The sequence below is a fragment of the Pseudomonas sp. JS425 genome (genome assembly GCF_018223845.1).
GTDB lineage: Bacteria > Pseudomonadota > Gammaproteobacteria > Pseudomonadales > Pseudomonadaceae > Aquipseudomonas > Aquipseudomonas asiatica.
This window is the reverse complement of record NZ_CP073661.1, coordinates 3,609,759-3,624,656: the sequence shown is the minus strand read 5'-3', so window position 1 is coordinate 3,624,656 and position 14,898 is coordinate 3,609,759. Positions and strand designations below refer to the sequence as shown.

Annotated in this window: 11 protein-coding genes; 10 read left to right on the top strand and 1 reads right to left on the bottom strand. The window is 66.2% G+C overall.

Annotation, left to right across the window (positions count from 1 at the left end; translation table 11 throughout):
* The first annotated feature begins 252 nt into the window (after window positions 1–252).
* From mdcA to madM, 9 genes are all read left to right on the top strand, one after another.
* Window positions 253–1,914, top strand: coding sequence for a malonate decarboxylase subunit alpha (gene mdcA, locus KDB76_RS16885; RefSeq protein ID WP_038409731.1), 1,662 nt, complete (start codon window positions 253–255; stop codon window positions 1,912–1,914).
* Window positions 1,914–2,858 (top strand): triphosphoribosyl-dephospho-CoA synthase, encoded by a 945-nt coding sequence (locus KDB76_RS16880; protein WP_038409730.1) that lies wholly within the window; start codon window positions 1,914–1,916, stop codon window positions 2,856–2,858. Before mdcA ends, KDB76_RS16880 begins: the two co-directional genes overlap by 1 nt.
* 1 nt (window position 2,859) lies before the next feature.
* A complete protein-coding gene (locus KDB76_RS16875) occupies window positions 2,860–3,159 on the top strand; it encodes a malonate decarboxylase subunit delta (RefSeq protein ID WP_013972877.1) in 300 nt (99 codons plus the stop codon).
* Complete coding sequence (locus KDB76_RS16870; protein ID WP_013972876.1) at window positions 3,152–4,000, top strand: biotin-independent malonate decarboxylase subunit beta; 849 nt, start codon at window positions 3,152–3,154, stop codon at window positions 3,998–4,000. The genes KDB76_RS16875 and KDB76_RS16870 overlap by 8 nt, the downstream gene beginning before the upstream one ends.
* Window positions 3,997–4,788, top strand: coding sequence for a biotin-independent malonate decarboxylase subunit gamma (mdcE, locus tag KDB76_RS16865; protein WP_013972875.1), 792 nt, complete (start codon window positions 3,997–3,999; stop codon window positions 4,786–4,788). The genes KDB76_RS16870 and mdcE overlap by 4 nt, the downstream gene beginning before the upstream one ends.
* 1 nt (window position 4,789) lies before the next feature.
* Entirely contained in the window at window positions 4,790–5,404 is a 615-nt protein-coding gene (locus tag KDB76_RS16860; protein ID WP_038409729.1) for a malonate decarboxylase holo-ACP synthase, read from the top strand.
* Window positions 5,401–6,321 (top strand): malonate decarboxylase subunit epsilon, encoded by a 921-nt coding sequence (mdcH, locus tag KDB76_RS16855; RefSeq protein WP_013972873.1) that lies wholly within the window; start codon window positions 5,401–5,403, stop codon window positions 6,319–6,321. The genes KDB76_RS16860 and mdcH overlap by 4 nt, the downstream gene beginning before the upstream one ends.
* A 204-nt stretch (window positions 6,322–6,525) precedes the next feature.
* A complete protein-coding gene (gene madL, locus KDB76_RS16850) occupies window positions 6,526–6,948 on the top strand; it encodes a malonate transporter subunit MadL (RefSeq protein WP_003258591.1) in 423 nt (140 codons plus the stop codon).
* Window positions 6,949–6,950: 2 nt separating this feature from the next.
* Window positions 6,951–7,715, top strand: a complete 765-nt coding sequence (gene madM / locus KDB76_RS16845; protein ID WP_024087229.1) for a malonate transporter subunit MadM — start codon at window positions 6,951–6,953, stop codon at window positions 7,713–7,715.
* 423 nt (window positions 7,716–8,138) lie between these two features.
* On the opposite strand, the gene KDB76_RS16840 is transcribed toward madM, so the two are convergent.
* On the bottom strand, window positions 8,139–8,405 hold the full coding sequence (locus KDB76_RS16840; protein ID WP_023662334.1) for a hypothetical protein: 267 nt from the start codon (window positions 8,403–8,405) through the stop codon (window positions 8,139–8,141).
* 640 nt (window positions 8,406–9,045) lie between these two features.
* Here KDB76_RS16840 and mnxG point away from each other — a divergent pair.
* On the top strand, window positions 9,046–14,892 hold the full coding sequence (gene mnxG, locus KDB76_RS16835) for a manganese-oxidizing multicopper oxidase MnxG (protein WP_038409728.1): 5,847 nt from the start codon (window positions 9,046–9,048) through the stop codon (window positions 14,890–14,892).
* Window positions 14,893–14,898 lie beyond the last annotated feature (6 nt).

Below are 14,898 nucleotides of genomic sequence, written 5' to 3'. Positions count from 1 at the left end.
TGCGTTCTCCCTGCTTTGTTATTGATTTTCCAAGTGAAGTCTGGAGTTCGCTGGAGGATCGCAGGATCCTGTCATGCGAATTTGCCTTGCACAATCGACAATTGTGCAAGGGCATCGTGCATTTTTGCCCTGCCCGCAGGTAGCGCCCTCCGATCATTAACCTGACAGTAACGAAAGCGCCAGTAGCTTGATTGATCCCCCCACCACCCCAGCCCTAAGGTGACCCCACGACAGCGAACCCGTGGAGTCACCATGACAACAACCAAGAATCCACCGCCGCAATGGTCGCGGCGGCGCGCCGAAAAGCAGCGCCGCCTTGACCGGGTCCGCCACCTCGCCGACGGCGTGGTGCTGCCCACCGAGCGTATCGTCGAAGCCCTGGAACTGCTGCTGGCCCCCGGCGACCGGGTAGTGCTCGAAGGCAACAACCAGAAGCAGGCCGACTTCCTTTCCCGCGCGCTGGCCAAGGTCGACCCTGCGCGCCTGCACGACCTGCACATGATCATGCCCAGCGTCAGCCGGGCCGAGCACCTGGACCTGTTCGAACGTGGTATAGCCCGCAAGCTCGACTTCTCGTTCGCCGGCCCGCAGAGCCTGCGCATTGGCCAACTGCTGGAAGACGGCCTGCTCGAAGTCGGTGCCATCCACACCTATATCGAGCTGTACTCGCGGCTGCTGGTCGACCTGATCCCCAACGTCACCCTGGTGGCTGGCTTCATGGCCGATCGCAACGGCAACCTGTTCACCGGCCCCAGCACCGAAGACACCCCGGCCTTGGTGGAGCCGGCTGCGTTCAGCGACGGCATCGTCATCGCCCAGGTCAACCAGCTGGTGGACTGTGTCGATGACCTGCCACGGGTCGATATCCCGGCATCCTGGGTCGATTTCGTGGTGGTTGCCGACCACCCTTTCTATATAGAGCCGCTGTTCACCCGCGACCCGCGCCACATCAAGCCGGTGCATGTGCTGATGGCGATGATGGCCATTCGCGGCATCTACGAAAAGCACCAGGTGCAGTCGCTGAACCATGGCATTGGCTTCAACACGGCCGCCATCGAGCTGATCCTGCCCACCTATGGCGAATCCCTGGGCCTGAAGGGCAAGATCTGCCGCAACTGGACACTCAACCCGCACCCGACACTGATCCCGGCCATCGAGACCGGCTGGGTGGAAAGCGTGCACTGCTTCGGCACCGAACTGGGCATGGAAGACTACATCGCCCAGCGCCCGGACGTGTTCTTCACCGGCCGTGATGGTTCGCTGCGTTCCAACCGCATGATGTGCCAGCTGGCCGGGCAGTACGCCGTCGACCTGTTCATCGGCGCCACCCTGCAGGTGGATGGCGATGGCCATTCCTCGACCGTGACCCGCGGCCGCCTGGCCGGCTTCGGCGGTGCCCCGAACATGGGCCACGACCCCCGTGGCCGGCGCCATGCGACCCCGGCCTGGCTCGACATGACCGTGCCGGAAACCATGCTCGAACGCGGTCGCAAGCTGGTGGTGCAGATGGTCGAGACCTACCAGGAAGGCGGCAAGCCCACCTTCGTGGAAACCCTCGATGCCGTGGAAGTGGCCAGGAAAGCCGGCATGCCGCTGGCGCCGGTGATGATCTACGGCGACGACGTCACCCACCTGCTTACCGAGGAGGGCATTGCCTACCTGTACAAGGCCCGCAGCCTGGAAGAGCGCCAGCAGATGATCGCCGCCGTGGCCGGGGTTACCGCCATCGGCCTGCGGCACGACCCCAAGGACACTCAGCGCCTGCGCCAGCAAGGCCTGGTCGCCTTGCCCGAAGACCTCGGCATCCGCCGCACCGACGCCAGCCGCGAACTGCTGGCCGCGCGCAGCATCGCCGACCTGGTCGAATGGTCCGGCGGCCTCTACAACCCGCCTGCACGGTTCAGGAGCTGGTGATGAAAGCACTCGACTTGCAACCGCGTGGGATTCTTCGCGAGCACAGGAATAGTGATGCATCTGGAAGTTGCGCGATCCTTGTGGGAGCGGGTTCACCCGCGAAGAGGCCAGCACAAGCAACCGAATTACCCCTGGCCGATCACCTGGCCGACCTGGCCGTGGAAGCCCTGATCGACGAAGCCGACCTGTCCCCCAAACCCGGCCTGGTCGACCGCCGTGGCAATGGCGCCCACCACGACATGACCCTGGCCCTGATGCATGCCTCGGCCCTGGCCCTGTGGCCATGCCTGCGCAACATGGCCGAAGCCGCCCAGGCCATCGGCACCCTCGGCCAGCCCCTGCGCGCCACCCTGGGCCAGCTCGGCCGCGAAGGCGAGGCGGCGATGCTGGCCGCGACCGGTGGGGTCAACACCCACCGCGGCGCAATCTGGGCCCTCGGCCTGCTGGTTGCATCCAAGGCCCTCGACACCCAGGCCGATACCAACACCCTGGCTGCCCGTGCCGGGCGCATCGCACTGTTCGACGACCCCGCCATGACCACCCAAGACAGCCATGGCCTGCAGGTACGCCGCCGCTATGGCACTGGCGGCGCCCGCGAACAGGCGCAACAAGGTTTCCCGGCGGTTATCGGTCACGGCCTGCCACAACTGCAGCGCAGCCGCGCCGCAGGTGCCAGCGAGCCCCACGCCCGGCTCGACGCGCTGCTGGCGATCATGGCCGTGCTCAACGATACCTGCGTGCTCTGGCGCAGCGGCCCGACCGGGCTGGCTGCCGTCCAGCACGGCGCCCGTACCGTGCTGAGCGAAGGCGGCAGCGCCACGCTGGCCGGGCGCCGACAGCTGCGCCGGCTGGACCAGCACCTGCTGCACCTGAATGCCTCACCGGGCGGCGCCGCCGATCTGCTGGCCGCCTGCCTGTTCCTCGACAAAGCCGGGAGCCTGTGACATGGAAACCCTGACCTTTCAATTCCCCGCCGCCGCCCCTGGGCGTGGCCGCACGCTGGTGGGCTGCGTCAGCTCCGGCGACCTTGAAGTGCTGATCGAGCCCGGCACCACCGGCAGCCTGCAAATTCAGGTGGTGACCTCGGTCAACGGCAGCGCTGCCCGCTGGGCGCAGCTGTTCCAGCGCCTGTTCGAGGGCCGCACCTGGCCGGCCGTGAACATCGACATCCATGATTTCGGCGCCACCCCAGGCGTGGTGCGCTTGCGCCTGGAGCAAGGCCTCGAGGAGATCGCTCATGACTGATATCGCACGCTTGCTGCACAGCCGCAGCTTTGTCGAACTGGGTGCCCGCCAGCGCGCCCGCGCCGTGCTCGACCCGGGCAGCTTCCGTGAGCTGCTGGGCCCGTTCGACCGGTTGATGTCACCGTGGCTGCCGCGCCAGGGCATCGTGCCCCAGGCCGATGATGGCGTGGTCATCGCCAAGGGCCTGCTGAACGGGCGCAACGCGGTGGTCGCTGCCATCGAAGGCAGTTTCCAGGGCGGCAGCATGGGCGAGGTGGGAGGGGCCAAGATCGCCGGTGCGCTGGAACTGGCCATCGAAGACAACCGCAACGGCATCCCCACCTGCGCCGTGCTGCTGCTGGAAACCGGCGGTGTACGCCTGCAGGAAGCCAACCTGGGCCTGGCGGCGATTGCCGAAATACAGGCGGCGATTGTCGAACTGCGCGCCTGGCAGCCGGTGGTCGGCCTGGTCGCAGGTTCGGTCGGCTGTTTCGGCGGCATGTCCATCGCCGCTGGCCTTTGCAGCCACTTGCTGGTCACCCGCGAAGCCCGCGTGGGCCTCAACGGCCCGCAGGTAATCGAGCAGGAAGCGGGCATCGGTGAATACGACGCCAAGGACCGTCCCTTCATCTGGAGCTTGACCGGCGGCGAGCAGCGCCACGCCAGCGGCCTGGTCGATGCCTATGTGGCCGATGACATCGAGGCGTTGCGCGAACGCTTGCTGCAATTGCTCGACGAGCCTTCAAGGGATCGCGCCGGTCAACACGCCTGGTTCCTCGAACGCCTGGCCCGGCTGGGCGATGGCTGCCCGCAACTGGATGCCGCTGCCGTGCGTGACCTTTACCAAGGAGAAGCCAAATGAACCGTGCCTTGAACTGGCTGCCGGGCCTGGCCGGTGGGCAAGCCTTGCCCGGCTACCCCGCGTCGTTGCGGGTAATCGACGGCGAACTGGACAACCGCCTGGCGCGTTTCATCGCCGTGGTGCCGGACGCCGACAACCCGTTCCCTCGTGCGCGCTCGGGCGAAGTCGGCCTGCTGGAAGGCTGGGGCCTGGCCAAGGCTGTGAGCGAAGCGGTCGAGGCTGACCGCCACGGTCAGAAGCGCGCCATCGTCGCGGTGATCGACGTGCCCAGTCAGGCCTATGGCCGCCGTGAGGAAGCCTTGGGGATTCATCAGGCGTTGGCCGCTTCGGTGCAAGCCTATGCCCAAGCACGGCTGGCCGGGCACCCGGTGATCGGCCTGCTGGTCGGCAAGGCCATGTCCGGTGCCTTCCTGGCCCACGGTTACCAGGCCCAGCGCCTGATCGCCCTGGATGATGCCGGGGTCATGGTGCACGCCATGGGCAAGGCGGCGGCAGCGCGCATCACCCTGCGCAGCGTCGAGCAACTGGAAGCCCTGGCCGCCGAGGTGCCGCCGATGGCCTACGACCTAGCCAGCTACGCTTCGCTGGGCCTGCTGTGGCGCCGCCTGACGGTGGACAACGCCGAGACGCCGAGCAGTGCCGACATCGCCCAGGTACGTGCCTGCCTGGCTGATGCGGTGCGCGACATCGGCAGCTCGAGCGACCTGTCGTCGCGGCTGGCGGGCGAAAACCGCAGCGCCTCGCGCCAGGTGCGCGAACAGCTGCGCCGCCAGTGGCAGGGCGCTTGAGATGAACGCGCCAAGGCCGCACGACCTGCTCTGGGGCATGCCCCTATCGGGCCTGCCTGCTGATGCGCCGCGTTGGGCGCAGGATGTGCTGCTGAGCGGCCAGCCGGTGGTGGTGCGCCGTGCCACCTGTGCGGACGGCTGGGTGGCGGTGGGGCTGCGTGGCCAGGGCAGGGCGCAGCGGTCGGGTGTACTGATGCGGCTGGCCGATATCCGGTGTCAGCAAGGCCCCGAAGCGCTGCGCTGGCAAGCTGAGAGCCCTTGGCCTGCATTGCAGGCCCTGGCCTCGGTCGCCCCGGTACTGGATGCCAGCGGCCTGGCCTGGGGGCCGACAGGTGGGGTGGGGTACCAGATCGCCACTGGTATGGAGGTGGTACACGCCGACAGCGACCTGGACTTGCTGCTGCGCACGCCACAACCGCTGGCCAGGGCGCAGGCGCGTGAGCTGCTGGATATCCTCGATTGCGCGCCTTGTCGAATCGACCTGCAGCTGGAAACCCCGGCGGGTGCCGTCGCCCTGCGTGAGTGGGCCGGCTGCGCCCGCCGCGTGCTGCTCAAGTCGGCCCATGGCCCACGCCTGGTCAGCGACCCATGGGCAGCGATGGAGCGTGCCGCATGAGCAGCCTGTTCGCCTTCCCCGGCCAGGGCGCCCAGCAGGTGGGCATGCTGCAGCGCCTGCCTGAGGGCGCCGGGCAATTGCTGGAAGAGGCCAGTGACACCCTCGGCCAGCAGGCCCTGGCGCTGGACAGCCAGCAGGCCCTGCAGACGACCCGTGCCGTGCAGCTGTGCCTGCTGCTGGCTGGCGTGGCCTGGGCGCGCTGGCTGATGCAGCGCAGCCCCGCGCCGGATTACGTGGCAGGCTTGTCGATTGGCGCCTACCCGGCGGCGGTCACGGCGGGCGCCCTGGGCTTTGCCGATGCCGTGCGCCTGGTTGCCCTGCGTGGCGAACTGATGCAGCGCGCTTATCCGCAAGGCTACGGCATGACCGCACTCAGCGGCCTGGACCTGGCCTGTGTCGAACGCTTGCTGAGCGATACGGGCGGCGAGGTGTATGTCGCCAACCTCAACAGCGACAACCAGATCGTCATCGCCGGCAGCGATGGCGCGATGGCTGCGGTTGCCGCCAGGGCACGCCGCCTGGGCCAGGGCGTGGCCCGGCGCCTGGCGGTCAGCGTGCCGTCGCATTGCCCGTTGCTGGATGGCCCGGCGGCCGAACTGGCCAGTGCCTTCGCCACGGTCGAGCTGCAGCGACCGCGCATCACCTACCTCAGCGGCAGCAGCGCACGGCCGATATTCGACCCACAGCGTCTGCGCGACGACCTGGCCGGCAACATGGCGCGGGTGGTCGACTGGCGTGCTACGTTGCGCAACGCCTATGAGCGTGGCGTGCGCCTGCACCTGGAATTGCCGCCCGGCAACGTGCTCGGCGGGCTGGCCCGGCCGGTGTTCGAACAGGGCAGGGTGGTTGCTGTTGAAGGCACCCGCTGGGACACCCTGGATGCGCTGCTGCGCCAGGAGGTGGCCGACGAACGATGACAGCGACACTGCGGCGGATGGTGACCCCTGTGGGAGCGGCTTTAGCCGCGAAGAATCCAACGCGGTGCATGGCACCGGCTGCGCCGGTGTTCGCGGCTAAAGCCGCTCCCACAGAGTTCAGTTCCATGGGGGCAAAAGCCGCACAAAAGTGTGTTTACGAAGAACAACAACAAGCAACTTCGACACTACCTGAGGACAACAACAATGATCATCTATGGTGTGGCACTGCTGGCGGTCTGCACGCTTGCCGGCGTCATCGTCGGCGACTTCCTGGGCGTGCTGCTGGGCGTCAAATCCAATGTGGGCGGGGTCGGCATCGCCATGATCCTGCTGATCTGCGCACGCCTGTACATGCACCGCAACGGCGGCATGAGCAAGGAATGCGAGTTCGGCGTGGGCTTCTGGGGCGCCATGTACATCCCGGTGGTGGTGGCCATGGCTGCCCAACAGAACGTGGTCACCGCCCTGCACGGCGGGCCGGTGGCGCTGCTGGCGGCAGTGGGTGCGGTACTGGTGTGCGGTGCGACCATTGCCCTGATCAGCCGCAGCCACCGCGGCGAACCCCTGCCGGCAGTGGAGGCCGGCCCCGAAAGCAATGTGCAGGCCGCCCCTGCAGGAGGGCGTTGATCATGTGGCCGATCATTGACAATGCCCTGGAACATAACGGTTTGATCACTGCCTTTGCGGTGGTGGGCGCGATCATGTGGTTGTCGGTGGTGCTGTCGAAGTACCTGACCTTCGGCCGCGTGCACGGCTCGGCCATCGCCATCGTCATCGGCCTGGTGCTGGCCTGGGTCGGCGGCACCATTACCGGTGGCCAGAAAGGCCTGGCCGACATGGCGCTGTTCTCCGGCATCGGCCTGATGGGCGGCGCCATGCTACGCGACTTCGCCATTGTCGCCACGGCCTTCGAGGTGCAGGCCACCGAGGCGCGCAGGGCCGGGATGATCGGCGCGGTGGCGCTGCTGCTCGGCACGGTGCTGCCATTCATTGTCGGCGCTGCGGTGGCCTACGCCTTCGGTTACCGTGATGCGGTGAGCATGACCACCATTGGTGCGGGTGCGGTGACCTATATCGTCGGGCCGGTGACCGGGGCAGCGTTGGGGGCCAGCTCGGACGTGATGGCGCTGTCGATTGCCACCGGGCTGATCAAGGCGATCCTGGTGATGGTGTTCACCCCGGTATCGGCGCGCCTGCTGGCGCTGGACAACCCACGTTCGGCGATGGTGTTCGGCGGGTTGGCGGGGACGGTGTCGGGGGTGACGGCCGGGCTGGCGGCGACCGACCGGCGCCTGGTGCCGTACGGGGCGCTGACAGCCACCTTCCATACCGGGCTGGGCTGCCTGATGGGCCCGTCGATCCTGTACTTCTGCGTACGCGCCCTGGTCGGTTGACAACAATCTGCTGGACTGCGCAGACCCCTTGCAGGAGCGGCCTTGTGTCGCGATCGGGCCGCAACGCGGCGGCCCCAGCGATATCCGCACCGCAGCCAAGATCTTGGGGGCCGCTGCGCGCCCCATCGCGACACAAGGCCGCTCCTACACCGACCGCATCGGTTTCAAGCCATGCGCAGTACCTGGGAGCAACTGTCTTGCTCAAATTCCAAAAGGTGGCGCGATCTGTGTGGGAGCGGCCTTGTGTCGCGAAATAGCCGCAACGCGGCCCCAGGATTGATGCGCAACAGTTGAAGTTGCTGGGGCTGCTTTGCAGCCCTTTCGCGACACAAGGCCGCTCCCACAGGTACAGCGATAACCTCGAGAGCAATGCTGTACCTGTGGGAGCTGGCTTGCCGGGCGATGAGGCCAGTCGACTCTACTTCAATGCCAGGTGATATCCCCGGCCTGCCGGTGGAACAGCAACTCTGTCAGGGCCTTGGTCATCTGAACATGATGCACCGCATTGACCAACATATTGATGCCGGGCTCGCCGGCGTTGGCGCAGATGAATTCGTCCAGCGTATCTTCGATGCCAGACATCAGCTGAAGGGAGTGGATCAGAGCGTCAACCGAGGGCATGTCCTGGTTGATGGTGTAGAAGGGGCGGGACGTCAGTTTGACGGGTGGGTCGGGGACAAGCTTTTTCATTATGTAATTCCAGCTTCTACTTAGAGGAATGGAACTACCACCTGAATCTTTCTCATGGATTGAAGGTGGCAGCCGTACGCGGGTGTGAGAAAGCCGAGAAGAAGCTAGCAAAGACCCGGCCAGGCGAAAGCCCGCCCACGTACGGCCACCATAGAGGTGCTGCTAGCTTATCTGTCGGGTTCTCATGCCCGGTCACCGGAGCGACCCGGAAACGTTATCCGTGAGGTGTTTCCCCGACAACAGCGATAGTTCGGCAGCGCGCGTAGGATAATTCCTAAGCGGGTTCATTCTGAAGCATTTGGTTTCATGTTCAGAAATGTCTTACAGGTGATGGCTTTGTTGGCTTTGTTGGCTGTGGGGTGTAGGGCGAGAGGTTGGAGTCATGGCTAACATGTGTCCGGCACTACATTGTCGGTGCCAGTGAGATCGAGCGCCGCCCGCGCGGCGCTCGATCTCACAGGCGCTGAAAATCTCATGACGAACACCCGCAACCCACCCCCCGTTTCGGGGAAAACCGCTGGGGAATCCTCCCCAATCTGTTTCGTTTGCCGCTGCAACCAACTGAAAATTAAAGCAATATGCTCCTGGCATACACCTTGCTCCAGCTCCACGCAGAGATCCTGTGTCCCGGAGGTGCAGCATGTCCATGCCACTCAAAGGCCCCATCCTGTCATCACTCGTTCTGGCCTTGCTCGGCTGGGAGTCGACCAGCGAAGCCGCCGTGCAGTGCCAGCGCACCCTGGTCGCCAACGTGGTGGCGCTGGACCAGCCACTGATGTTCAACCGCCTTGGCGCGCAAAACGCCAACGGCATGATGTTCGCCCTGCGCGAGGATGTGGTGGACGACAAGATGGTCCCCCTCAGCAGCGGCGGGGCGGCGGTACCGGGCAAGGTCACCCTGCGCCCGGACAAGCGCCCGCGGCCCATCGTGCTGCGGGTGGCCGCCGGTGAATGCCTTACCGTCAACCTGACCAACCTGCTCGACTACAAGGCCAACCCCAACAAGGACGGCATCGAGGCCGAAGAGCCTGAGGGCGAAGAGGAGGGGCCGGAGCTCGAAAATGAAGCCGCCGAAGGCTTCGTCGCCGATGAACAGGTGGCCGAACGCATGGTCGGCTTCCAGGTCAACGGCATGCAGGCGGTCAACAGCATCGCCGACATTTCGGCCTACACCGGGCGTAATGGCAACTTCCTCGTCAGCCCCGGCAGCACCCGCAGCTATACCTTGTACGCCGAACGCGAAGGCGCGTTCGCCGCCACCAGCAAAGCCGCCACCTTCGGCGGCGAGGGCACTGCGGGCAACGTTGCCAACGGCCTGTTCGGCCAGGTAGTGGTAGTGCCCAAACTCGGCCGCGCCTACCGCAATACCCTCACCGAAGAAGAAATGCGCCTGGCCACCACCGGCCGTACCGCCACCGGCCAGCCGGTGATCGACTACGAAGCCCGCTACCCGCAAATGCAACCCTGGATCGCCGAAGGCAAGGCCGGCAAGCCGATCATTGCCATGGTCGACGGCAACGAAATCATCAACAGCGAAACCGATGCCATCGTCATGGGCCCCAACCCCGATGGCAGCTTCCCCAAATCCACCTACCCGCTGGAAAACCTGGGCAAGCGCAACCCGGCGTTGCCCAACCGCCTGGAGGCGTTCCGCGACTTTGCCTCGCAGTTCGCCGACGAGGTCGCCGGCACCCAGGCGTTCCCTGGCTACTGGGCCGACCCGGTGATGGGCCACGTACTGGAACCTACCCGCGACTCGTTCATGATCAACTACGGTTCCGGTGGCATGGGCGCGGAAGTGGTGGCCAACCGCCTGGGCGTGGGGCCGATGCACGACTGCCTGTCGTGCGCCTATGAGGAGTTCTTCCTCAGTGCGCACACTGTCGGTGACGTCGGTACCCTGGTGGACGTGCCGGCCAACGTCGGCCTGGAGCACATTCGCCCTGGCGAGGTGCCACCGGCCAGCGCCGTCGGGGTCAAGGCCAGCATGGCCCTGTTCCCGGCGGAACCGGCCAACGTGCACCACAGCTACATTGGTGACTTCACCAAGTTCCGCAACACCCACAACGGCCATGAACAGCACATCTTCCACCTGCACGGCCACCAGTGGATGTTCAACCCCAATGACGACAATTCCGACTACATCGATGCCCAGGGCATCGGCGCGGGGGTCGGCTACACCTACGAAATCGCCAACGGCGGTGCGGGCAACCGCAACCGGGTGGCGGGCGATGCCATTTACCATTGCCACTTCTACCCGCACTTCGCCCAGGGCATGTGGGCCATGTGGCGGGTGCACGACGTGTTCGAGGAAGGCACCCGCCTGGAAGTGAGCGGGCAGGGCGAGAACGGCTTCCACAGCACCCCGTTCGCCCTGCGCAGCGGCAAGCCGGCGGTTGGCGCGCGGGCCTTGCCCGATGGCGAGATCGTTGCGGGTACGCCGATCCCGGCCATCGTGCCGCTGCCCGGCAAGGCCATGGCGCCGATGCCAGGCAAGGTGGTAGTGGTACCGAAGCTGTCCGAAGAGCTGGTTGCCGCCAATGACGACGACGAGCCCGAAGAAGAAGAGGATGAAGAACCAGCCAACCAGGAGCCGGTTCGCAAGGCCATCGGCTCGCTGGCGCTGGTCGACCGCAGCGACGCCAACCGCAACGCCGACGGCACCTTGAAAAACCCTGGCTATCCGTTCTGGATCGGCGGCATGGAAAGCAGCGTGGGCAACCGCCCACCAACCCCGCCACTGGACATGCTCGACCCGGCCATGGCACGCCAGCTCAAGGAAAGCGGCAAGGCGCTGTGGGCCAACCTTGACCCGAACCAGGTCGATGGCTGGGATGGCGGCCTGGGGCGCCACGCGCTGGACGGCGTATCTGCCGGCGGCGAGGCCGAAACCACCACCACCAAGCTCGATTTCACCAAGGTGGTACACAAGGCCAAGCCCATCTACCTGCCGGAAGAGGGCACCGATGTCGAGCAGGCGGCCATGCAGTTCCATGCCCAGGCCGAACACCAAAGCTTTGCCCTGATCCCCGGCAGCCAGCCGGTGGCCAAGGCGTTCCGCACCAACGGCGCCTTGCCGACTGCCGGCGCGCCGTTCTACGAGCCATGCATGGATGACCGGGGCAAACGCCTGACCCAATCTTCCGGGGTAGGCGAGTTCTTCAGCGGCGAAAGCCTTTCGGGCCTGAACTTCCGGGGCTCCTCGGCCTTCACCGCCGACCACCCACGCATCTACAAGGGCGCCAACATCCAGTTCGACGCGGTGTACAACAAGGTCGGCTACCACTTCCCGCAGGCCCGCATCATCGCCCTGTGGGAGGACGCCTGGCCGGTGATCACCAAGCAGCGCCCGCCAGAGCCACTGGTGATGCGCATGAACACCTTCGACTGCACCATGTACCAGCACACCAACCTGATCCCGAACATCTACGAGATGGACGATTACCAGGTGCGCACCCCGACCGACGTGATCGGCCAGCACATCCACCTGCCCAAGTGGGACCTGACCGCCGCCGACGGCTCGGCCAACGGCTGGAACTACGAAGACGGCATCCTCTCGCCCGGCAGCGTGGTCGAGCGGGTGCAGGCCATTCGTGCCTACAACGGCTGCACCCAGGGCGATAGCCGCGACGGCACCGCCGCCTGCCCGCAAGCCCGGCAGCACCCATACTTCGGCCGCTTCGGCCGGGCCGACTGGCTGGGCGCACGCACGGCCATGCAGCGCTGGTTCGCCGACCCGCTGGTGAACGTGTACAACGTCGACCGTGGCCTGGGCACCATCTTCACCCACGACCACCTCGGCCCATCGACCCACCAGCAGCTTGGGCTGTATGCCACCGTACTGGCCGAACCGGCCAACTCCACCTGGTACCACGCCGAAACCGGCGAGAAGCTGTACAACCCGGCCACGCGCCAGGACGGTGGCCCGACCTCGTGGCAGGCGGTGATCCAGACCGGTGACCACGATGGCGACGGCAAGAACGACAGCTACCGCGAGTTCTTCCTGGAATACAGCGACTTCCAGCACGCCTACGAGGCTGGTGTGTACGTCGGCGCCGGGCCGGACGGCATCCCCAATGCCCAGTCGTACCCGGCCACCGCCGACAGCTTCCGCTACGCCATCAACCCGCCGGTGCGCGGCAAGGCGTCGAACCTGCTGGAGGCCATCGTCGAGGAACGCGGCGGCATCAACCCGGGCTGCCCAAGCCGGCCCTGCCCGCAGGCAATCTCGGTGGATGACCCGGGCATGTTCGTCGTCAACTACCGCAACGAGCCCCTGGCCCTGCGTGTGTACGACCCGAACAAGGTCGGCCCGGACGGCAAGCGTGGCATGCAGGCCGACGGCCTGGCCGGCGACCTCAGCTATGCCTTGCAAACCCGTACCGACCGGGCGATTCCGGCCATGAACCTGGCTCCGTCGGCGATTACTTCGGCCGTGGGCCCCACCGGCGGCACCACGCTGTTCCCGCCGCACATCAACGCGGCCGGCAGCGAACCGGGCGACCCCTTTACCCCGATGCTGCGCACCTACTCCGGTGACAACGTACGCCTGCGCATGCACGCCGGCGGCCATGAAGAGGAGCACAACGTCACCTTGCATGGCGTGAAGTGGCTGCAGAACGGCACCGGCTACGGCAACAGCTCCAACTCGGGCTGGAAGTCATCGCAGATGATCGGTATTTCCGAGCAACTGGGCTTCATGGCGCCGGTGTCGATGATCTCCAGTTCGGCGGCCACCAACGGTGACTACCTGTATTCCCTGGACGCGGCCCTGGAGGGCTACTGGAACGGCATCTGGGGCATCATGCGCAACTACACCGCGCAGCGTGCCGACCTGTTCCCGCTGCCCAACAACCCGCAGCCGGTGGCCATGCGCAACACCGTCAACTTCGACGGCATCTGCCCGAAAACCACGGCCAACCCCAACGGCATCGGCAGCCGCCCGACCGTCAAGCGCAGCTACGAAATCGTCGCGGCACTGGCCAACGACATTCTCGAGAACCGCAACGGCGTCAGCATCAACGACCCGGCCGGTGTCGGCCAGCATGTCGGCGGCCCGCTCAAGGCCAATGGCGGCACCTTGGTGTTCAACAGCCGCAAGACCGCCATCCCGCTGGTCAGTGGGGTAGACCCCGAAGATGGGGAACCCTTCACCATCGGTGGCCACAGCGCGCCGCTGCACGACCCGACCGCGATCCTGTACGTGCGCAAGGCCGACCTGGACGCCACCACCGGCAAGCTCAAGGCGGGCGTGCCCGTGGAGCCCCTGGTGCTGCGCGCCAACGCCGGCGACTGCATCAGCATCACCCTGGAAAACCGCCTGCCGCTGGTGATGCCGGACCTGCCCAGCACTGCGGTGATGCACAACGTGGTCAAGCGTGACCGCTTCGACAGCGAGGGTGCCACCGCCTTTGCCAACAACCTGATGCGGCCGTCCAGCCACGTGGGCCTGCATGCCCAGCTGCTGGCCTACGACATCACCAAGTCCGATGGCGCCAACGTCGGCCTCAACCCGGTGCAGACCGTAGCCCCGCGTGCCGGCACCAGTGGCGCCTGGCCGACCCGTACCTACCAGTACTATGCCGGCCACCTGGAGCGTGAAGGCAAGCCGGTGTCGCAGCTGGGCCGCACGGTGGACAACATCAACACCACGGCCATCGAGTTCGGCGGCCTCAACCTGACCCCGTCGGACTTCATCAAGCAGCCGCAGAAAGGCCTGGTGGGTGCCATGAGCATCCTGCCGCAGACCGCCACCTGGACCGAGGACAGCGCAACACGGGCCCAGGCCACGGTCAAGGTCACCGGCCAGCCCGACTACCGCGACTTCGTCACGGTCTGGCAGCGCGCGCTGAACATGCGCTGGGCCGACGGCCGCCCGGTGGAGGGCATCAATACCGAAGGCAACGGCGCCGCCGGCGACCCGCAGGACAACGGCAACATGGCGGTCAACTACAAGACCGAACCCCTGTGGCTGCGCTTCGGCATGGCCCCCGACTCACCCTTCGGCCGCGCCGGTGGCCTGGGCTTTGGCGATGTGCCCAATGCCCACATGGCCTACGCCAACGCCCTGGTCGGTGGCGACCCGCAAACCCCGGTGCTGTACGCCAAGCCCGGCCAGCCGGTGCGCAACCATATCGTGATGCCCAGTGGTGGCAGCCGCGGCATGGTCTACCAGCTGGATGGCCACTTGTGGCCGCTGCACAACTACCAGGCCGAGAAGAACGACGTGGACGGCTACCCGCTGAGCCTGCCTGGCATCGGCTCGGTGCGCTTCGGCTACAACCCGATGGCCATGTACATCGGTGCCCAGGAAAGCGTGCTGCCGGCCGCGCACTTCAGCTTCATGCTGCCCAGTGCCGGCGGCGCCAACGCGGTGGCGGGTGACTACCTGTTCCGCGACTACGCCGCCTACGGCAACCTCTCGGGGCTGTGGGGGATCTTGCGGGTGACCAATGAAGCGCCGCCGGCAACGGCACCGGCGCAGTGACGGTAA

What these genes read in the sequence shown, in the direction of transcription:
- mdcA (WP_038409731.1), top strand. Translation starts at nt 253, where the DNA reads ATGACAACAACCAAGAATCCACCGCCGCAATGGTCGCGGCGGCGCGCC.
- KDB76_RS16880 (WP_038409730.1), top strand. Translation starts at nt 1,914, where the DNA reads ATGAAAGCACTCGACTTGCAACCGCGTGGGATTCTTCGCGAGCACAGG.
- KDB76_RS16875 (WP_013972877.1), top strand. Translation starts at nt 2,860, where the DNA reads ATGGAAACCCTGACCTTTCAATTCCCCGCCGCCGCCCCTGGGCGTGGC.
- KDB76_RS16870 (WP_013972876.1), top strand. Translation starts at nt 3,152, where the DNA reads ATGACTGATATCGCACGCTTGCTGCACAGCCGCAGCTTTGTCGAACTG.
- mdcE (WP_013972875.1), top strand. Translation starts at nt 3,997, where the DNA reads ATGAACCGTGCCTTGAACTGGCTGCCGGGCCTGGCCGGTGGGCAAGCC.
- KDB76_RS16860 (WP_038409729.1), top strand. Translation starts at nt 4,790, where the DNA reads ATGAACGCGCCAAGGCCGCACGACCTGCTCTGGGGCATGCCCCTATCG.
- mdcH (WP_013972873.1), top strand. Translation starts at nt 5,401, where the DNA reads ATGAGCAGCCTGTTCGCCTTCCCCGGCCAGGGCGCCCAGCAGGTGGGC.
- madL (WP_003258591.1), top strand. Translation starts at nt 6,526, where the DNA reads ATGATCATCTATGGTGTGGCACTGCTGGCGGTCTGCACGCTTGCCGGC.
- madM (WP_024087229.1), top strand. Translation starts at nt 6,951, where the DNA reads ATGTGGCCGATCATTGACAATGCCCTGGAACATAACGGTTTGATCACT.
- KDB76_RS16840 (WP_023662334.1), bottom strand. Translation starts at nt 8,405, where the DNA reads ATGAAAAAGCTTGTCCCCGACCCACCCGTCAAACTGACGTCCCGCCCC.
- mnxG (WP_038409728.1), top strand. Translation starts at nt 9,046, where the DNA reads ATGTCCATGCCACTCAAAGGCCCCATCCTGTCATCACTCGTTCTGGCC.